This is a genomic window from Candidatus Pelagibacter ubique HTCC1062, from assembly GCF_000012345.1.
Classification (GTDB): domain Bacteria; phylum Pseudomonadota; class Alphaproteobacteria; order Pelagibacterales; family Pelagibacteraceae; genus Pelagibacter; species Pelagibacter ubiqueversans.
Map to the genome: position 1 here is coordinate 804630 of NC_007205.1, position 19375 is coordinate 824004.

Consider the following 19375-nt stretch of genomic DNA (forward strand, 5'->3'; position numbering starts at 1 on the left):
ACGGTTGATCTATTATTTCATCTGTACTAAATAATCACAATCAACATAGATTCTAAATAAAGGTATTACTAATTATGATGTCAATTAACCCTTTTTCAGTTTTAGCTGAAACAATATCTCCTGCAGCCATACAATTTTTTGTTTTAGCTATGATTGCTTTAATTATTATTGGAACAATAGTTCAGATGATCCATCATAAAAATGTAACTTACTTTTTTAATAATGCAAAAAAAGCAAAATTAGCAGCTGAAAGAGAATTAGGAGCTGGAGAAAAAACATCAATTATTTTAAAAACTGTAGCTCATGATATCGCAACTACTGCAGAGCTTGGAGCTGGTAAAAGAAGAGTTGCACACGTTATGGGAATGTATGGAACTATTTTATTTTGGGTTGCATCTGTTGTAATGGTTTTTTGTTATACAGCACAAGGAACTACCACACCGACAGTTTGGCCTATAATTTGGCATGTCGGAGCAATTATGACTTGTGTAGGTGGATATTGGTTTTGGTTATTTTTAAGAGTGGATGTGTTAGCCGAAGCTCATCCTTGGTATAGAATTATTAAAGCTGACTTATTTGTTTTAGCACTTCTTGCATGTGCTACTACTGGACTTGCTTGGTCATACTTTCAATCTTCAGGATCAGCTGGATTAGGATATTTATTTTTAATTTTATTTATTACCTCAAACATTGTTTTATTTGGGGGAGTTTATTGGTCAAAATTTGCACATATGTTTTATAAACCTGGTGCAGCAATCCAAAAAAACTTAGCAGAAGCAGACGGATCAAGAGACAATCTTCCTCCACTTGCAGATGCACCAAAACAATTTGGACTAGGAATTAAAAGAGAACAACCAAAACATTATTAAAAAGAGAGAGGTAAAATAATATGTCAACTTTTGTATACATGACGAGATGTGATGGATGTGGTCACTGTGTGGATATTTGTCCATCAGATATAATGCACATCGATGAAAATATTAGAAGAGCAGTAAATATTGAACCAAATTTTTGTTGGGAATGTTATTCTTGTGTAAAAGCTTGTCCTAATCATGCAATTGATGTTCGTGGTTATGCTGACTTTGCTCCTATGGGTCACAGTGTAAGAGTTAGACGTGAAGAAGAAAAAGGAACTATTTCTTGGAAAATTAAATTTAGAAATGGAACTACAAAAGATTTTGTATCTCCAATTACAACAAAACCTTGGGGAAAATTTATTCCTAAATTAGCAGAAGGTGAAAAACCTAATCAAGGTGAGATCAATTCTCAAATGCTTTACACCGAGCCTAATGGTTTAAATATTGATGGTAAATTACCGGTAGTACCAAAAGATTCATTTAAAAAAGGGGTTTACTACTAATGGCTAAGCATAAAACACATTTTGAAGATTGCGATGTTCTAGTTGTTGGTGGTGGAATGGCTGGAACTGGTGCTACTTTTGAAGCTAGGCACTGGGGAAGAGACATGAAAATTATTTGTGTTGAAAAAGCTAACATCGATAGAAGTGGAGCGGTTGCTCAAGGTTTATACGCTATTAACTGTTATATGGGTATGCAGTGGGGTGAAAACCAACCTGAAGATCACGTAAGATATGCACGTAATGATTTGATGGGTATGGTTAGAGAAGATTTAGGTTATGACATGGCTCGTCACGTTGATTCAACTGTTCATATGTTTGATGAGTGGGGTCTACCAATGATGAAGAATGAAAAAACAGGTCGTTACCTTAGAGAAGGTAAATGGCAGATCATGATTCATGGTGAAAGTTATAAGCCAATCGTTGCAGAGGCTGCAAAAAAATCAGCTGATAAAATTTACAATAGAATAATGATTACTCATCTTTTAATGGATGAGGCTCAAGAAAATAGAGTAGGTGGAGCTGTTGGTTTTAATATGAGAACTGGTGATTTCCATGTATTTAGAGCAAAAACTGTAATCGTTGCAGCAGGTGGAGCATCTCACATTTTCAAACCAAGAGCAGTCGGAGAAGGAATGGGAAGAACTTGGTATGCACCATGGAGTAATGGTTCAGCTTATGCATTACCTATCGCTGTTGGAGCTAAAATGACACAAATGGAAAACAGAATTGTGTTATGTAGATTTAAAGATGGTTATGGTCCAGTTGGAGCATATTTCTTGCACCTTAAAACATATACTCAAAATGCAAATGGAGAGAATTATGAAAAGAAATGGTATGACCAAACTAAAGAATTAGTTGGTGAGTATATTGATCACCATCCAACACCAACATGTTTAAGAAACCATGCATTTATACAAGAAACTATTGCAGGCGGTGGACCTATTCATATGGTGACTACTGAAGCATTCCAAGATCCACATTTAGAAACAGTTGGTTGGGAAAACTTTTTAGGTATGACCGTTGGTCAAGCTGTTGTTTGGGCATCTCAAAACATAGATCCTAAATACACAAATCCAGAATTAACTACATCTGAGCCATATGTTATGGGTTCTCATGCAACATGCTCTGGAGCTTGGGTTAGTGGACCTGAAGATTTATCTCCACCAGAATATTTCTGGGGTTATAACAGAATGTTAACAATTGATGGTCTTTTTGGTGCAGGTGATACTGTAGGTGGAAGTGCCCATAAGTTTTCTTCTGGATCGTTTACCGAAGGTCGTTTAGCTGCAAAAGCTGCTGTTAAATATATTCAAGATAAAAAAGCAGAAGGTATTAAAGTTACTGATAAACAATGTGAAGACTTTAAAACTGCTGTATTCAAACCTTTAGAGACATACCAAGTAGCTCAAAATGAGATCACAGGTGGAACAGTTTCACCAAGTTATATTTCTCCTATTCAAGGTCTTCAACGTTTACAAAGAATTATGGACGAATATGTTGGAGGTATTGCAACTAACTACATGACAAATGGTAATATGCTTAAAAGAGGCCTAGAATTACTTGCTTGGTTAGAGGAAGATTTAGAAAAAGTAGGAGCTGAAGATTTGCACCAACTTATGAGAGCTTGGGAATTAAAACACAGAGCTTTAACTTCTCAATGTGTAACTGAACACACTATGTTCCGTGAAGAAACACGTTGGCCTGGTTACTATTATAGAGGTGATCATATGAAACTTGATGATGATAATTGGCATTGTTTAACAGTTTCTAGACGTGATCCTAAAACTGGTAAATTCTCTCTTGAGAAAGTGCCGGTTTACCACATAGTTGACGAGAACGAGAAGAAAAAAGCTTCTTAAAACAGTTAAACTTAAATTATGAGTCTTTTAGAGAAATCTGATGATGAGATTATAGCAATTGCTAATCCTATTTGGGATAATCTTGTTAAAACTTCCAATATGAAAGATTATGGTGGTTTTACTAAAGATTTTGGAACTCAAATGTTATTTGGAGCAAATGAAGTAGAGCTTGGAAAACAGTGGGCTAATAATAAACTTTTAACAAGCCTAAAAGAAGACTACCAAGCATTTGGTTGTTTAAGACGAGGTCAAAACATCACCGTTCTATTTAAACAAAGAAGTAAAGAGATTGAAGGTGAGTTCCTTGGTAGATTGGTTCTTGGTATCGAGGGTGATGATGTTAAGGTTTTTGGAGCAACAATCTACTAATAAAAAAAATCACTTTATATTAAATATTTATTTGACAAATAATTAACTGGGTGTATTGACGGTTGTAATGTCAATTTCCAACATAAAAATATTAAAAAAAATTTTAGATTTTAAGGCAACTATTATCAAAACAGGTATCTTTGTTAGCTTAGCTGCTTATTGGGGTGTTATTTTAGTTGGAACTTTTATCACATTTAATTAGTTTGTTTTTTAACAACTAATAATTTTTTATGGATGTATTTTTACCAATAGCTCAAGTATTTGTTAACCCGATTGAAATACTTTTATTGAGTGCAATCGTTGGAGTACTTTCTGGTTTATTTGGTGTTGGTGGTGGTTTTTTAATGACGCCATTCTTAATTTTTTTAGGTGTGCCACCTGCATATGCGGTTGCAAATGAAGCTAACAATATTCTTGCAACATCAGTATCAGGATCAACAACTCATTATTTAAAAAATACTTTAGATTACAAAATGGGTCTTATGATTGTAATTGGTGGATCAATTGGAACAGCTTTAGGTATTTATACTTTTACATATTTTAAAGGTATTGGAAAGATTGATACGGTTATTTCTTTAGCCTACATGTATATACTTGCAATTATTGGTACATTAATGTTGGTTGAAAGTCTTAGAGAAATAGACAGAGCAAAAAGAAATCTTGTAGTTAAAAAAAAATTACACGTTCATTATTGGATACATGGTCTTCCATTAAGAATGAGGTTTCCAAAATCAAAATTATACGAAAGTATTTTTACTCCAATTATAATTGGTTTAGTTGTAGGATTTATTGCCGCTATAATGGGGATAGGTGGTGCTTTTATATTAGTACCCGCAATGATTTATATAATTAAAATGCCAACAAAATTAGTTCCAGGAACTTCTTTGTTTGTTACAATTTTTGTCAGTGTCATAGTTACTTTTTTGCATTCAATTAATTTTGGTTCTATAGATTTAATGTTGGTATTTATGTTAGTTATTGGATCAATTGTAGGGGTTCAAGCGGGACAGAAACTTGGTGAAAAAATTGATAGTTCTGGTTTAAAAGCATTACTGGCAATTTTATTATTGATAGTTGGAATAGCTATTGCCTATGAAACTTTTTTTGCAGAACAAACTGAAAAAGAAATAATACAAGTTTTAAATGCAGATTTGAATTTTTTCTCATTATTTATTTTAGAATTTTCAGAAGACATGCCATTCTTTTACGGGTTATTTTCAATTATGTTTGCAATTCTGTTGGGTGTAGGTGCTGCTCTTATTAGACGTATTTTCTCTAATTTCAAAAAAAAGATGTTACTGAAGAAGTCTTAGTTTAAAAAGTTAATATAGAATTCTATACTCAAAATACTTACCAAACCTACTGTCGCCATCCCTATAAATCCGACTAAAAAAGGTTTGTAACCCATGCTTTTAAGATCTCTCAGATTTGTAGATAAACCAATAGCAGCCATTGCCATTGTTAAAAATACTTTTGAAGATGATTTGATAATATCAACTGTCTCTATCCATAAATTATTATATGAGTTTAAAAAAAATTGATCCCCAATATTTCTTAAAATTATCATAGCTACAAAACCTATTACAAAATAAGGGAAAATAGCCAATATTGAGTAATTTTTTTTAACAACATTGTTTCTATTATAAAGAAATGCAAATAATGGAATCATTATTACCAAAAAAGTATTTCTTATTAATTTTGTGACTGTTGCAATATTCAATGTTTCTGGGCTGTTAAACTGTTGATCGTAAATAAGTCCAGCTGCAGCAACTTGCGATGTTTCATGAATTGATGTACCTAAAAATAAACCAACAAACATTGGTTCAGCATCAAAGTAATAATTAGCAAAATAAGGATATATAAGCATCGATAAAATTCCAAACAAAGTGATGTTAGCAATTGCATATGATACTTCATTTTTTTTTGCACCAATTACTGGAGCAGTTGCCATAATTGCTGTTGTCCCACAAACTGTGCTACCAATAGATATTAAGTAAGCCATTCTTGTTGGGATTTTAAGTTTTTTAATTAACAGTTTTATAACTATTAGTACTGTTACAATACAAATTATAATTAAAGGTATAGCCACAGCTCCAAATTCTAAAAACTCAAAAGGTTTTAATTGAATTCCTAAACAAATTATTCCAAGTTTGAGAATATATGATTGAGTAAAGTCCAAACCCTTTACAAAGTTATCTCTTATTTTGAATATATTTCCAAAAAGCATTCCAAGTAAAATAGCAATCATGGCTGTCGATATTGGACTTTTATCGTAACCTAATAATTCAATACCAATAATATTATTAAATCCTTGAGATAAACTGTAGAGAACAAACGCTAAAACAATACCTGGCAAAATGACCAGATATTTTTTAAATAACATTACTTTATAGATAAATTTTTAAGCACTTCTGTAAAGTTTAGTCATAACAAACTCTTTATGACCTAAAGCTTCAGCACAAGTTAATCTACCGTTAGCAACTCTAATCATTGATTTGATTAATTCGTCACCAGCTTGTGATAAATTCATTTCACGAGATAGAATTTTCGATACATCACAATCAATATGCTCACCCATACCTTTTACAGTTAATGGGTTGGCAGTTAACTTAACAACAGGTTCAATTGGATTACCTACGATATTACCTTGACCTGTTGGGAATAAATGAATGTTAAATCCAGCAGCTGCTTGAAGTGTAATACACTCTGCTGCAGCAGATGAAGTATCCATAAAGTATAATCCTTTTCCTTTAGTAGGCTCTTCAGCTGGTTCTAAAACATCAATAAACTTACAATTTCCAATTTTTTGGAAATTACCAAATGCTTTTTCTTCAATTGTAGTTAATCCACCTGCAATATTTCCCGCAGTTGGTTGACTTTCAGAAAGATCATCTGTTGCTTCTTTTAAAATAAAGTCGTTGTAATCGCTCCAAGTTTTCATGAATTTTTCTGAAGCTTCTGGAGTGGCACCACGTGTAGCACAAACTTTTTCAGCACCAGTTAATTCTGAGGTTTCACCAAAACATAAATGAACTCCTAATGGCTCTAATTTATCCATTAAGTTTCCAACTGTTGGGTTAGCAGCAAGACCTGATGTTGTATCAGATTCACCACATTTAACTGAAATCCATAAATCGCTTAAAGGACATTCTTCTCTTTGTTTTTCAGAAGCCCACATTGCAAATTCTTGTGCTTTTTTAGAAGCCTTCATGATTGTTCCAATATCACCAGTTCTTTCAATGTGAAATCCTTCAACTGGTTTTCCAGTTTTAGCAATTTCATCAACAATTCTTTTTGTCCATTTAGGTTCAATTCCAATAACAATTACAGCAGCAACGTTAGGATTTTTCCCAGTCCCAATCATTGTTCTAAAGTGTAGATCTAAATCAGCACCAAATTGAAGTCTTCCGTAAGAGTGAGGAAGAGCTATTGTACCTTTAATATTATTTGCTACAGCTTCAGCACAAGCATTTGATATATCATCTACAGGTAAGATGATTACGTGATTTCTAGTACCAACTCTGCCATTTTCTCTTTTATAACCTAAAAAACTTTTTGGAATTTCCATATTTTTTACCACTTCTTCGTTTTTACATTGTGAACGTGAACATGTTCACCTTTTTTGATTGATTTAACTACTTTTCCAATATCGTGACCATATTTCAAAATAGTATCACCTTCATTAAGGTCAACCATTGCAATTTTATGTCCTAATTGAATTTCATCTACTGATTGAATTTGAACTGTTTTATCATTCTCCATAATCCAACATGCGCAATCTTGTTTTGGAGTAATTTTATCAATAACAACTACTCCTACGTTGTCTTTCTCGTCGTGTATAATAATATCTGTAGCCATAATTGTGTCGATTTGTTTGTTTGAAATTTTTTAAATCTTATATATTAATCTTTAAAATTAACAAATTATTTATAGATTTTTTAACAACTTAAGCAGGAAGGCCTAATTATTATGACTAAAATGACAACAGAAGAAGCTTTTGTAAAAGTTTTACAAATGCATGGAATTGAACACGCATTCGGAATTATCGGTTCAGCTTTTATGCCTATTTCAGATATCTTTCCTGATGCTGGAATTACCTTTTGGGATGTTGCTCATGAAACAAACGGTGGATTAATTGCTGATGGTTACACAAGATCTACTGGCAAAATGTCAATGGTTATTGCTCAAAACGGTCCTGGAATTACCGGTCTTGTAACACCAATTAAAACTGCATACTGGAACCACACACCATTATTATTAGTAACACCTCAAGCTGCCAATAAAACTATGGGTCAAGGTGGCTTTCAAGAAGTAGAACAAATGAATTTATTTAAAGATATGGTTTGCTATCAAGAAGAAGTTAGAGACCCTTCAAGAATGGCAGAAGTATTAAATAGAGTAATTGAAAAAGCGATCAGAGGATCAGCTCCAGCACAAATAAATGTTCCAAGAGATTATTGGACACAAGTAATTGATATAGATCTTCCTCCAATTGTTAGACTTGAAAGGCAAGCAGGTGGAGTTGATGCAATTAAAAAAGCAGCTGACTTATTATCAAACGCTAAGTTTCCAGTAATACTATCTGGTGCAGGTGTTGTTATTGGTGGGGCAATTGAAGATTGTAAAAAATTAGCTGAGAAATTAGATGCTCCAGTTTGTTCAGGGTATCAACATAATGATAGTTTTCCAGGAAGTCACCCATTAGCAGCTGGACCTTTAGGCTATAATGGATCAAAAGCTGGAATGGAATTAATTAAGAAAGCTGATGTTGTTCTTGCACTTGGTACAAGATTAAATCCTTTCTCAACTTTACCAGGTTATGGAATGGATTACTGGCCTAAAGATGCAAGTATCATTCAAGTTGATATGAATTCAGATAGAATTGGTTTAACTAAAAAAGTCACAGTTGGTATTTGTGGGGATGCAAAATTAGTATCACAACAAATTTTAGCTCAACTTTCTCCAACAGCAGGAGATACAAATAGAGAAGAGAGAAAAAATACAATTCACCAAACTAAATCTGCTTGGTTACAAGAGTTATCAAGTTTAGATCACGAAGATGATGATGAAGGTACAGTTTGGAATGCAGAAGCAAGAAAAAGAGATGCAGATAGAATGTCTCCTAGAGAAGCATGGAGAGCAATTCAAGCAGGTATGCCTGATGATGTAATTATCTCAAGTGATATTGGTAATAACTGTGCAATTGGAAATGCTTATCCAACATTTGAAAAAGGTAGAAAATATTTAGCACCAGGATTATTTGGTCCTTGTGGTTATGGTTTTCCAGCAATTCTTGGAGCAAAAATTGGATGTCCTGATACACCAGTAATTGGTTTTGCAGGTGACGGTGCATTTGGTATTAGCATGAACGAAATGAGCTCATGTGCTAGATCAGAATGGCCAGCAATTTCAATGGTAATCTTTAGAAATTACCAATGGGGTGCTGAAAAAAGAAATACTACTTTATGGTTTGATGATAACTTCGTTGGAACAGAGCTTGATCCAGAATTAAGTTATGCAAAAGTTGCTGATGCTTGTGGATTAAAAGGGGTTACTGTTCGAACCATGGAAGAGACTACTGCTGCTATCAAGCAATCATGTGAAGATCAAAAGAAAGGGATTACAACATTTATTGAAGTAATTCTTAACCAAGAACTGGGAGAGCCTTTCAGAAGAGATGCTATGAAAAGACCAGTTAAAGTTGCAGGGATCAAAAAAGAAGACATGATCAAGCAACCTTCGCTAGTTTCATAAATTGTTTTAATATCAAATAAAATACCATAATATTCTATTATGGTTAGTTATGATGCTATAATAATTGGTGCAGGCTTTTCAGGTATTTATCAATTACATAGCTTAAGAGATAAATTAAAACTTAACACTCTAGTAATTGAGTCAGGTAAGGACTTAGGTGGTACTTGGTATTGGAATAGATATCCAGGGGCCAGATGTGACTCAGAAAGTCATACTTACAACTTTACATTTTCAAAAGAGATATTTGAAAATTGGTCATGGCCAGAAAGATATTCAAAGCAAGACATCATATTAGAATATTTAAATTATGTTGTTGAAAAATTAAGTTTAAAAAAAGATATGCTTTTTGATAATAAAGTTATTAAAGCACATTTCGATGAAAAAAGTAATTTATGGAACATCAAAACCAATAAAGACAAAACTTTTTTATGCAAATATTTAATTAGTGCTGTTGGCTGTTTATCAGCAGCAAACATTCCAAAAATAAATGGTTTAAGAAAATTTAAAGGTAAATGGTACCATACAGGAAAATGGCCTCATACTGGTGTAGATTTTAAAAATAAAAGAGTTGCACAAATTGGTGTTGGTTCTACTGGAATACAGTTGGCACCCGAGATAGCTAAATCAGCAAAGAAGCTTTCAATTTTTCAGAGATCACCAAATTTTAGTATTCCAGCAAGAAATGAAATTGTTAATGATAAATATAAGAAAAAGATAAAAGATAATTATCAAGAAATTAGAGATTTAATTAAGTCAACACCAACTGGTCACGCTTTTCATTTTTCAAGTCAGTCCACTTTTGATGTCAGTAATGAAGATAGAAAAAAAATTTATGAAAACGGGTGGCAAAAGGGTGGGTTGGGTTTTCGCGGTCTTTTTAAAGATATAACAACAAATTTGGATGCTAATAAAACAATTGTTAATTTTATTAAAGAAAAGGTAGAGACAACAATGCTAAATAAACATTATGCTAAAGTTGTGACAGATTTTAAATATCCATTTGCAACTAGAAGACCAACTTTAAATACTGATTATTATGAAACTTTTAATAAAGATAATGTCGAATTAATTGATATCTCGAAAGACTCAATAAAAGAAATTACTGAAACTGGAATCAGCACCATAGAAAATAACTATGAATTTGATATAATTGTATTTGCAACAGGGTATGACGCTATTACAGGTGCACTATTATCAATTGATATGGTGGGTAAAAATAATATCAAACTAAGTGAATTATGGAAAAATGGTCCATTAACTTATTTAGGTCTACAGATACCTGGATTTCCTAATTTTTTTACCATTACCGGACCTGGAAGTCCCTCAGTATTAACAAATGTTCCAATGGCTATAGAGCAACATGTCGAGTTTATAACTGATTGTATTTCACATATGGAAAAAAATAAATATTCAACAATTGAAACTAATAATGATTACTCTTTAAAGTGGAGAGGGGTAATTGATAAAGCTGTAGAAGAAACATTAATACCAGAGTCTAAAAGCTCATGGTTGTATGGCGGTAATATTGAAGGAAAACCCAAAGTTTTTATGCCTTACCCATCTGGACTTCCAAAGTATAAAAAGATTTGTGAAGACATTGTTTTAAAAAACTATGAAGGTTTTAATTTTGATAAGCATTAAAATTATTTAATAATTATGAATAAAATTGATTTAAAAAATAAAATTGCAGTAGTAACTGGAGGAGCTCAAGGTTTTGGATTGGCTATTTCAAAACGCTTTATAGAATCTGGTGCAACTGTTGTAATTTGGGATATAGATTCAATAGCTACTAAAGACGCAATAAAAATTATAAATTCAAAGAAATGTTATGCTTTTCCAATTGATATAACAAATTATAAAAAAGTTAAAGAAGGCATCAAACAAGTTTTAAAGATTTGTAATAAGATAGATATTTTTGTTAACAACGCTGGATACCATGGGATAAATGCAAATACATGGGATTACCCAATTGATGAATGGGAAAAGATTTTAAAAATTAATTTAACAGCAACATACTACTGCTGTAAGGCTGTTGTTCCTCACATGATTAAAAATAATTATGGAAGAATTGTTAACATTTCATCAAATGCTGGAAAAGAAGGAAACCCAACTGCAGCATGTTACAGTTCTGCTAAAGCTGGAACTATCGCTTTAACTAAATCTTTAGGAAAAGAATTAGCTGATAAAAATATTTCTGTTAATTGTGTTACACCTGCAGCTGCAAAAACAAGAATTTTTGATGAAATGGAACCTGAATTTATAGACTATATGCTTTCAAAAATTCCTAGAAAAAGATTTGCTAAAGTTGAAGAGTTAGCCTCTTTAGTTTCCTGGCTTTCTAGTGAAGAAAATTCTTTTGCTACTGGTGCCGTTTATGATCTTACGGGCGGAAGAGCAACATACTAAAAATATGAGGATAGTAAACGACTTAGGCTGTAGCTGGATTAGTGACCTTGATAGAAGATCTAATATAAAAAATTTAGATAAAGATAAATCTTGTGACTGGTTAATAGTAGGTGCTGGTTATACAGGTTTGTCTGCTGCTAGAAAATTATCAGAACTTCATCCAGATCAAAAAATTATTGTTGTAGATGCCCAATTAGCAGGTGAGGGTGCAAGTGGAAGGAACTCTGGTTATTTAGTTGATACTACACTTAATGATGGTTTCACGTCTAACAAAGAACTTTCTAAATATAGAAAGAAAACAGACATTTATAAATTGGGAATTGATGTTGTAAAAAAGTTTATTAAAGAACATCAGGTAGATTGTGATTGGAATGAAAGTGGAAAATATTTTGCCTCATCAAATCAAAAAGATAGAAAGATATTAGAAAATTTTAGTAAAACTTTGTCAAAATTAAACTTCGGACATAATATTTTAGAAAAAGATGATTTAAGTAAAAGATTAGGTACAAATTTTTATAACCTTGCCCTTTATACCAAAGGTGGAGTGTTATTGCATCCGGGAAAATTAGTCAGAGCTATGATTGATACCTTACCTGATAATGTTGAGTTGCTTGAGAATTCTCAGCTAAATGAATGGGCAAAAAATACTGATAGAATTATTTGTAAATTTAATAAGCATCAAATAATTACTAAAAAGATTATTTTTTGTACTAATGGTTTTTTAAAATCACTTGGTGTAAAAAAAAATTATAATTTTCCCTTAACTTTAACTGCAAGCATGACAAGACCATTAACTGATAGAGAATTTAAGTCTATTGGTGAGCCTAGAGAGTGGGGTGTGCTACCTATTAGACCAATGGGCGCAACCATTAGAATGACAAAAGATAAAAGAATTTTAATTAGAAACACTGCTGAAGTTCATAGTCCTTTTAAAATGTCTAAAACAGAGTTGGATGAAAGATCTTTAACTCAAAAACTTGGAATAAAAAAAAGATTTCCAAGTTTAGCAGATAATATTATTGAATCTAGTTGGTCTGGGGTTGTATCTAGAACTAGAAATAGTTCACAAATTTTTGAAAAAGTAGAAGACAATGTTTTTGTGGCAGGCTGCTATAACGGTTCTGGTATTGGAGTTGGAACTTTATTTGGTGAACAGATAGCAATTAAAGCAAGTAATGAAAATAGTGATGAAATTAATATAATAGAATCTAGAACTAAACCTACTTGGCTTCCACCTCAGCCTTTTTTAAATATTGGGGTTAAAACAAGATTGATGTTTGAGAGGTTTAGATCTCGATCTGATGTGTAGTTATTGATTTCTTATAAGTGGATAAACTTTAGGGCTTAAATACTTAAAATTAGTAATCATAATTAAGATTAATGTTGCAAGCCCAATTCCAATAGTTACCTGTAAAAATATTGCTAAATCAAACTTCCAAGTGATTTGAAAAATATTTTCAATGATAAATTGTGAACCTATGATCGCAAAAAAGAGAGCTATTAGAATTATGGATGTGAATATTATAAAAAACTCAATAATTGAAGAAAGTATAACCTCAACTTTGGAAAAACCTAAAATTTTGAATATTAAATTTTGAAATTCTTTAATTTTACCCTGAACTATAATTGCACTTGAAATGACAATTAAACCAATGACTATAGTTATTGCAGAGATAACGGTTACAGCAATAAACACTTTGTTTAAAAGATCTGTTACTTTCTCCAAGTAATCAGTAATTTTTATAATAGAAAGACTAGGCATTTTATCTAGTAAAGCAGTTTCGTTAAAATTCTCTAAACTTTTAAACTTTGAAGTAGCCAAATATTCGTGAGGTATATTTTTTGCAAATTGAGGATTTAATAACATTGCAAAGTTAATAGAAAAATCTCTGTAGTCTACTAATCTAAAATTTACTATTTCACCTTCAATTTCACGTCCATAAATATTAAGAGTAAAAATATCACCAATTTTAATATCAAAATCTTTAGCAATTTTACTATCAAGTGAAATTTGAAGTTTATCAGGTCTATCTAGATCCCACCATTTGCCTTCTACAATTGGGTTATCTTTTAAAACTTTATCAGCCCAAGAAGACCTTCTGTCATTTCTGATCACCCAGTGGCTATCATTACTTGAATCGATATAAGTATTTGGATCTATTCCATTTATTTTTACAATACCTGTTGAAACCATTGGAACAATTTCAAGGTTAGCTTCTTTATCCATGTCAAAAATTAAATCTTCAAATATTTGTCTTTCATCACTTTGAATACCAATGAAAAAATAATCAGGCGCAAGTTCTGGTATAGATTTAGCAATTTCTCTTTTAAAATTTGAACCTACAAAAGCTAAAGTTAATAGTAAAGTGACCCCCAAACCTAAAGACATAATAGTTATAGGGGTAATACTTTTAGTTTGAGTAATATTTTTAACTGATACTTTAATTGAAATATTTGGATGCTCTTTAAGTCCTTTAAACAATTTAATGATTAAGTTTGATAATAAGTAGAAGACTAATAAACAAACAAAGAAAGCTCCAAAATAACCCAAACTATAAACAGGTCGAGCAGAACCGATGGTAAATAAAGAAATTAAAATTGATAATAGTAACAGACTTAAAAGAATTGATTTTTTTGAATAATAAAATTGAAGGTTTTGAAATACATTTCTAAATAAGTTTGATGCCTTAACTTGATCAATTGCATTAATGGTTGGTATAGAAAATATGATTAATACTAATAACCCTACTAAAAAAACTTTGAAATAATTAAGAATAGAAAAACTACCTTCAATATTTAATCCAAGACCAGCTGACAGATAAACATCAACAATAGGGACTAGAAAGAAACTAAAAGAGTAGGCGGCAGTTGATATTATGAATAGTAGAATGAGCAATTGTAAATAGTAGACTATCTTTATATCCTTTGAGAAAAAGCCTAAAGACTTCTTAACTGCAATAGACATATTATTCTGATTAATGAATGAAAGTAGAGTGTTAGCAATTCCAATTCCTGCAATTAACATTGCACTGATTGATACAAGAGATAAGAATTGAGAGAAATTATCAATTATTCTCTTTAAAGGACCGTCAGATTTTTCGTGATATCTAATTCTAACCTTCTTTTCATTTTTGAATAACTGCTCAATTTTTTTAGATAAAGTATTTGGATTATCTCCCTCATTAAATTTTACTTTATACTCATAATTTAAAAAGCTCCCTAGATTATTAAGTTTTAATAATTCTAATGTTTGTTTGCCAGCTAAAGCAAAATCACCAAATACAAAAGCACCCCCAATATCAGGTACTGATTTTACGATACCAATTACAGTAAATAACTGATCTTGAACTTTGATTTTATCATTAATTTTTAAATTGAGATTTTTGAAAATGTTTTCATTAACAAGGATTGTATTCTCTATAGTTTGTAATTTTTCAAATGCACCACTTGGTTCATAACCTACCTTGCCAAATAATGGGTAATTTTGATCTACTGTTTTAATTCTAGAAAATATTGATTTATTTTTAGATTGGTTGGTAGTTGAGATCATGGTGCTAAACTCAACCATTTGTGAAACAGTAGCAAATTCTTTAACTTGGTTAATTAATTCTAAGTTGCCAACATTACGATTATAGTCAATTTCAATATCTCCACCTAAAAGTGCTCTTGAATTATTATTTAATTCTTTATTCAAACTATCTTCAATGGTGAAAATTGAACTTAAAATAAATAGGCTGATAAAAAGTGTTAGAATAATACTAGAAATTTTTTTATAATTTCTACTCAAGTCTCTTAAGGCATATATCAAAGTTAACTTGTACTCTGAAAGCTTAGACAATTTTTCCATCTTTGATTTTAATTTTTCTTTTTGCTTTATTTGCAAGTTTTGGGTCATGGGTGACCATAATTAAAGATGATTTTTCTTCTTTAATATATTTGAATAAAATATCTGCAATCATTTGTGAATTTTCACTATCTAAATTTCCCGTAGGTTCATCTGCCAAAATTAGCTTAGGTTTCATGGCTATAGCTCTAGCAATTGCTACACGTTGTTGTTCACCACCTGAAAGTTGACTAGGTAAATTATTAAATCTATTTTTTAGTCCAAATCGATCCAACAACTCTTTGGCTCGTTCAGTAGGGTTTTTTAAATTATTTAACTCTAAGGTTAGAGCAACATTTTCAACAGCAGTATAATTTGGAATAAGATAGAAAGATTGAAAAACAATACCAATATTTTTTCTTCTAATTTTAGAAACTTCATCTTCACTCATTTTAGATATTTCTTGATCTTCAAAAAATATCTTACCAGAGGTTGCTTTCTCTAGTCCCCCAGCAAGCATGATTAAGCTAGTTTTTCCAGATCCACTTTCACCCACTATTGAAATAGACTCATTTTTTTTAGTTTCTAAATTAATATTCTTTAAAACCTTAATAGTATCATTACCAGTTTGGTATTTAAGATTAACGTTTTTTAGCTTAAGAAGACTATCCATGATTAAAAGATTTATTATTAAAATTATTGCCGTCTGTCTAGTGAGCATAAACGTCAATGCTCTAGAAAACGTTATCTTATTTGGTGATAGCTTAATGGCAGGCTATGGTCTTCCACAGGAAAAACATTTAGCCATTGTCCTTCAAAATAACCTTAATGATAGTGGTTATGATCTTGGAATTATTGATGGAAGTGTATCTGGAAGCACATCTGCTGGAGGATTAAATCGAGTTGAATGGTCTTTATCTCAACCGAATATTGACTTAATGATCTTAGGATTGGGTGCTAATGACATGTTAAGAGGAATAAGCCCAATCGAGACTGAAAAAAATTTAGAAAAAATTATTCAAACAGCAAAATTAAAAAATATAGAAATAATTTTAGCAGGAATGATTGCACCAACAACTCATGGAATTAGTTATAAAAAAAAATTTGATAATATTTATCCAAGTTTAGCTCAAAAATATGAGTTAAATTTAATTCCTTTTTTATTAGAGGGAGTTGCTTTAAAACCTGAACTTAATCAAGAAGACGGTATGCACCCAAATGAAAAAGGAACTATAATTATAAGTGATACACTTACAAAAAGTATCATCAATTTTATAAAAAAATAGTATATCGTGATAAAATGTTTTTAAATACTAAACTACAATCCAGAAAAAAACCGATAAAAGTTGCATTCATTGGCTGTGGAAAATTTGTAAGCATGTTTCTTGCTCAATACAATCAATTACAAAAAATTACTATTGATACTATCGTTGATATTAATATTGATAACGCCAAAAAAAACTGTCTTAAGAGCGGTTTAACTACAGAGACAGTTAATAAAATAAATTTTGTAACTACTTTAGATGAGGCAATTGATAGAGATGTTGAAGTTTTTATAGAAGCCACTGGAAATCCAATTATAGGAACAGTTCATGCTGTAAAGATTATTAAAAACAAAAAACACATCATATTAGTAAATGTTGAAGCTGATGTTACTTGTGGGAAATACCTTGCTGATCTTGCAAAAGAAAACAATGTTATTTGTTCAATGGCATATGGTGATCAACCTTCATTAATTATGGAACAGATTGAATGGGCTAAGTTAAACGGTTTTTTTGTAGTTTGTGCAGGAAAAGGAACGAAGTACCACCCAGATTTTGAATATTCAACACCAGACACGGTTTGGGGTCACTACGGTTTAAGTAAAGAACGTGCTGAAATTGAATCTGGTATGAATCCTAAAATGTTTAATAGTTTTTTATGTGGAGATAAATCTGCAATTGAAATGTGTGCAGTCAGTAATGCATCAGATTTAAAATGTCCAAGTAATGGATTAACTTTTCCACCTGTTGGGGTTTATGACATTGCTAAAAAATTAATTCCAAAAGTGGAAGGAGGATTAATTGATTATGAAGGTCAAGTAGAGGTGATATCTAGCATTGATTTAAATCAAAAAGATATTCCAAATGATCTTAGATGGGGTGTTTACATAGTAATTAAAGCTCAAAATCAATATGTCAAAAATTGCTTTAAAGATTATGGAATGGTGACCGATTTGTCTGGCAGTTATTCAGCTATATGGAGGCCATATCATTATATTGGTTTAGAACTTGCTCAATCGATATATGCAATTGCACTTGATCAAAAAGCAACAGGTCAAACTATAAATTATAATGCAGATGTTGCAGCTTATGCTAAAAAAGATTTAAAAATTGGTGAGCGATTAGACGGTGAGGGTGGTTTTTGTGCTAGAGGGAAATTAATTACTTCTAAAAAATCAAAAGATGAAAAAATTTTACCTCTTGGTTTAACTGATGGAGCAATTGTTAAGAAAGATATTAATAAAGATCAATCTATAAGATTAGATGATGTGGAGTTAGATCTTCCAGAAGATGTTGTTAAAGCTAGACAGTATCAATATGATTTAATTTAAAGAACAACCAAATCCAACTTTTGCTTACCTAATCTCTCATTACCATTCTCGGTCACCAAATAGGTTTCACCTAAATTCATAGCAAGTTTACTATCTGAATCCATTAAGATCATATGCATAAAGAAGACATTACCAGGAGTTATTACATAAGGATTACCCGTGTATAACATTGGCCAGTCCATCCAATTGGGTGAGAAGGTTGTCCCTAATGAATAGCCACAAGCATTCATTCTTGATTTATTGTACCCAAGATCATCAAAAGTTTTAGCATGTACATCAAATACATCACCTGCAGTTTTTCCTGGTATTAGGGTTTTTGCACAATTAGTTAAAGCCTCAAGACATGCCTCATGCATCTTAATATGCTTTGGATCAGCTTTACCAATAGGAATAGTTCTAAACATTGCAGAGTGATAATGTTTATAAGTACCAGCCCATTCAATAGTTAACTGATCAGTATCTGATAAAATTCTTTTCTCGGATTGATATCTGCATAATAATGCATTGTGTCCAGAGCCTATAATATATTCATTTGCTGGATAATCACCGCCACCTTCTAAAACAACTCTTTGCATTTCAGCTAAAATTTTTGCTTCACTAGCACCAGCTTTTGCATATTTCCAAGCCTCATCAAGCGCTTGATCTGCAAGTTCTGCAGCTTTTTTTACATAAACAATTTCTTCAGTAGATTTAACAACCCTATGTTTGGTGATTAATTCTGATTGATCTTCTACCTCACAATAACCTTCTAGCGATTTATTAAGTCTTAAAGCATTACGACCTGTCATACCGTAAGCTTCGTATTCAACTCCGATTTTTTTATCTTTTAGATTTAATTCATTTAAAATTATTTTAAGATTATCTGTAGGGTTAGACTGGTCTTTATCTACCCAAATTCTTATGTCTTCAATGTTTGATGTATTTTGTGCTTGTCTTAAATCTGGAGCCCTTGTTAAAAGAATAATATCCCCTTTATTGTCCAATATTAATGTTTGAAAGAAAACATAACCAAAGGTATCGTAGCCTGTAAGCCAAAACATAGACTCTTGACGAAACATTAAAAGAGCATCAAGATTATGCTCTTTCATTGATTTTAATGTAGCCAGTTTTCTTTTCTCAAATTCTTGTTTGCTAAAATGAAGTGCCATAATAAAAACTATAACTTTTAAAAATATTAATCACAAGTAGCCTTAAATTAAGATTTTTTTTGG

General features: G+C 31.5%; 18 protein-coding genes. 12 read left to right on the forward strand and 6 right to left on the reverse strand.

Features of this window, described 5'->3' with window-relative positions; genetic code table 11:
• Positions 1-74 precede the first annotated feature (74 nt).
• From SAR11_RS04195 to SAR11_RS04220, 6 genes are all read left to right on the forward strand, one after another.
• Positions 75-869, forward strand: a complete 795-nt coding sequence (locus tag SAR11_RS04195) for a hypothetical protein (protein ID WP_011281983.1) — start codon at positions 75-77, stop codon at positions 867-869.
• A gap of 20 nt (positions 870-889) precedes the next feature.
• Positions 890-1360 (forward strand): adenylyl-sulfate reductase subunit beta, encoded by a 471-nt coding sequence (gene aprB, locus SAR11_RS04200; protein ID WP_011281984.1) that lies wholly within the window; start codon positions 890-892, stop codon positions 1358-1360.
• Entirely contained in the window at positions 1360-3219 is a 1860-nt protein-coding gene (gene aprA, locus SAR11_RS04205; RefSeq protein WP_006997080.1) for an adenylyl-sulfate reductase subunit alpha, read from the forward strand. The genes aprB and aprA overlap by 1 nt, the downstream gene beginning before the upstream one ends.
• Before the next feature lie 18 nt (positions 3220-3237).
• The gene (locus SAR11_RS04210; protein ID WP_011281985.1) at positions 3238-3588 is read left to right on the forward strand and encodes a hypothetical protein; all 351 of its coding nucleotides are present in this window, start codon (positions 3238-3240) and stop codon (positions 3586-3588) included.
• A 67-nt stretch (positions 3589-3655) separates the two neighbouring features.
• The gene (locus SAR11_RS07125) at positions 3656-3790 is read left to right on the forward strand and encodes a hypothetical protein (protein ID WP_011281986.1); all 135 of its coding nucleotides are present in this window, start codon (positions 3656-3658) and stop codon (positions 3788-3790) included.
• A 28-nt stretch (positions 3791-3818) separates the two neighbouring features.
• The gene (locus tag SAR11_RS04220) at positions 3819-4901 is read left to right on the forward strand and encodes a sulfite exporter TauE/SafE family protein (protein ID WP_011281987.1); all 1083 of its coding nucleotides are present in this window, start codon (positions 3819-3821) and stop codon (positions 4899-4901) included.
• Here the strand turns inward: SAR11_RS04220 and SAR11_RS04225 are convergent.
• The 3 genes from SAR11_RS04225 to SAR11_RS04235 are packed head-to-tail and all read right to left on the reverse strand — an operon-like array spanning position 4898 to position 7446.
• Complete coding sequence (locus SAR11_RS04225) at positions 4898-5971, reverse strand: YeiH family protein (protein ID WP_011281988.1); 1074 nt, start codon at positions 5969-5971, stop codon at positions 4898-4900. The genes SAR11_RS04220 and SAR11_RS04225 overlap by 4 nt on opposite strands.
• A gap of 18 nt (positions 5972-5989) precedes the next feature.
• Positions 5990-7156 carry a UxaA family hydrolase gene (locus tag SAR11_RS04230; RefSeq protein ID WP_006997075.1) on the reverse strand — a complete coding sequence of 389 codons (1167 nt, stop codon included), beginning with the start codon at positions 7154-7156 and terminating at the stop codon, positions 5990-5992.
• A gap of 5 nt (positions 7157-7161) precedes the next feature.
• A complete protein-coding gene (locus SAR11_RS04235; protein ID WP_006997074.1) occupies positions 7162-7446 on the reverse strand; it encodes a UxaA family hydrolase in 285 nt (94 codons plus the stop codon).
• Positions 7447-7557: 111 nt separating this feature from the next.
• Between SAR11_RS04235 and xsc the strand changes: the two genes are divergently transcribed.
• From xsc to SAR11_RS04255, 4 genes are read left to right on the forward strand one after another with little or no spacing between them, the layout of a single operon-like run.
• Complete coding sequence (xsc, locus tag SAR11_RS04240) at positions 7558-9342, forward strand: sulfoacetaldehyde acetyltransferase (protein WP_006997073.1); 1785 nt, start codon at positions 7558-7560, stop codon at positions 9340-9342.
• 39 nt (positions 9343-9381) lie between these two features.
• The gene (locus SAR11_RS04245) at positions 9382-10983 is read left to right on the forward strand and encodes a flavin-containing monooxygenase (RefSeq protein WP_011281989.1); all 1602 of its coding nucleotides are present in this window, start codon (positions 9382-9384) and stop codon (positions 10981-10983) included.
• A gap of 15 nt (positions 10984-10998) precedes the next feature.
• On the forward strand, positions 10999-11748 hold the full coding sequence (locus SAR11_RS04250; protein ID WP_006997071.1) for an SDR family NAD(P)-dependent oxidoreductase: 750 nt from the start codon (positions 10999-11001) through the stop codon (positions 11746-11748).
• A 4-nt stretch (positions 11749-11752) separates the two neighbouring features.
• Positions 11753-13057, forward strand: coding sequence for an NAD(P)/FAD-dependent oxidoreductase (locus SAR11_RS04255; RefSeq protein ID WP_011281990.1), 1305 nt, complete (start codon positions 11753-11755; stop codon positions 13055-13057).
• Here the strand turns inward: SAR11_RS04255 and SAR11_RS04260 are convergent, their stop codons facing one another.
• Together SAR11_RS04260 and SAR11_RS04265 are read right to left on the reverse strand one after the other, a co-directional pair.
• Positions 13058-15643, reverse strand: coding sequence for an ABC transporter permease (locus SAR11_RS04260; RefSeq protein WP_080502257.1), 2586 nt, complete (start codon positions 15641-15643; stop codon positions 13058-13060).
• Positions 15579-16244, reverse strand: a complete 666-nt coding sequence (locus tag SAR11_RS04265) for an ABC transporter ATP-binding protein (RefSeq protein ID WP_011281992.1) — start codon at positions 16242-16244, stop codon at positions 15579-15581. Before SAR11_RS04265 ends, SAR11_RS04260 begins: the two co-directional genes overlap by 65 nt.
• Between SAR11_RS04265 and SAR11_RS04270 the strand changes: the two genes are divergently transcribed.
• Positions 16243-16857: an arylesterase gene (locus SAR11_RS04270; RefSeq protein WP_011281993.1), complete on the forward strand. Its 615-nt coding sequence runs from the start codon at positions 16243-16245 to the stop codon at positions 16855-16857. The two genes, SAR11_RS04265 and SAR11_RS04270, sit on opposite strands and share 2 nt — an antisense overlap.
• Before the next feature lie 14 nt (positions 16858-16871).
• Positions 16872-18164 (forward strand): NAD(P)H-dependent oxidoreductase, encoded by a 1293-nt coding sequence (locus tag SAR11_RS04275; RefSeq protein ID WP_011281994.1) that lies wholly within the window; start codon positions 16872-16874, stop codon positions 18162-18164.
• Here SAR11_RS04275 and SAR11_RS04280 read toward each other — a convergent pair.
• Positions 18161-19312: a M24 family metallopeptidase gene (locus SAR11_RS04280; protein WP_011281995.1), complete on the reverse strand. Its 1152-nt coding sequence runs from the start codon at positions 19310-19312 to the stop codon at positions 18161-18163. The genes SAR11_RS04275 and SAR11_RS04280 overlap by 4 nt on opposite strands.
• Positions 19313-19375: the final 63 nt, after the last annotated feature.

Coding starts and splice junctions, on each gene's coding strand:
- xsc (WP_006997073.1), top strand. CDS start 7,558: ATGACTAAAATGACAACAGAAGAAGCTTTTGTAAAAGTTTTACAAATG.
- SAR11_RS04235 (WP_006997074.1), bottom strand. CDS start 7,446: ATGGCTACAGATATTATTATACACGACGAGAAAGACAACGTAGGAGTA.
- SAR11_RS04275 (WP_011281994.1), top strand. CDS start 16,872: ATGTTTTTAAATACTAAACTACAATCCAGAAAAAAACCGATAAAAGTT.
- SAR11_RS04265 (WP_011281992.1), bottom strand. CDS start 16,244: ATGGATAGTCTTCTTAAGCTAAAAAACGTTAATCTTAAATACCAAACT.
- SAR11_RS04230 (WP_006997075.1), bottom strand. CDS start 7,156: ATGGAAATTCCAAAAAGTTTTTTAGGTTATAAAAGAGAAAATGGCAGA.
- SAR11_RS04250 (WP_006997071.1), top strand. CDS start 10,999: ATGAATAAAATTGATTTAAAAAATAAAATTGCAGTAGTAACTGGAGGA.
- SAR11_RS04210 (WP_011281985.1), top strand. CDS start 3,238: ATGAGTCTTTTAGAGAAATCTGATGATGAGATTATAGCAATTGCTAAT.
- SAR11_RS04195 (WP_011281983.1), top strand. CDS start 75: ATGATGTCAATTAACCCTTTTTCAGTTTTAGCTGAAACAATATCTCCT.
- aprB (WP_011281984.1), top strand. CDS start 890: ATGTCAACTTTTGTATACATGACGAGATGTGATGGATGTGGTCACTGT.
- SAR11_RS04270 (WP_011281993.1), top strand. CDS start 16,243: ATGATTAAAAGATTTATTATTAAAATTATTGCCGTCTGTCTAGTGAGC.
- SAR11_RS04220 (WP_011281987.1), top strand. CDS start 3,819: ATGGATGTATTTTTACCAATAGCTCAAGTATTTGTTAACCCGATTGAA.
- SAR11_RS04225 (WP_011281988.1), bottom strand. CDS start 5,971: ATGTTATTTAAAAAATATCTGGTCATTTTGCCAGGTATTGTTTTAGCG.
- SAR11_RS04245 (WP_011281989.1), top strand. CDS start 9,382: ATGGTTAGTTATGATGCTATAATAATTGGTGCAGGCTTTTCAGGTATT.
- SAR11_RS07125 (WP_011281986.1), top strand. CDS start 3,656: ATGTCAATTTCCAACATAAAAATATTAAAAAAAATTTTAGATTTTAAG.
- aprA (WP_006997080.1), top strand. CDS start 1,360: ATGGCTAAGCATAAAACACATTTTGAAGATTGCGATGTTCTAGTTGTT.
- SAR11_RS04280 (WP_011281995.1), bottom strand. CDS start 19,312: ATGGCACTTCATTTTAGCAAACAAGAATTTGAGAAAAGAAAACTGGCT.
- SAR11_RS04255 (WP_011281990.1), top strand. CDS start 11,753: ATGAGGATAGTAAACGACTTAGGCTGTAGCTGGATTAGTGACCTTGAT.
- SAR11_RS04260 (WP_080502257.1), bottom strand. CDS start 15,643: ATGACCCAAAACTTGCAAATAAAGCAAAAAGAAAAATTAAAATCAAAG.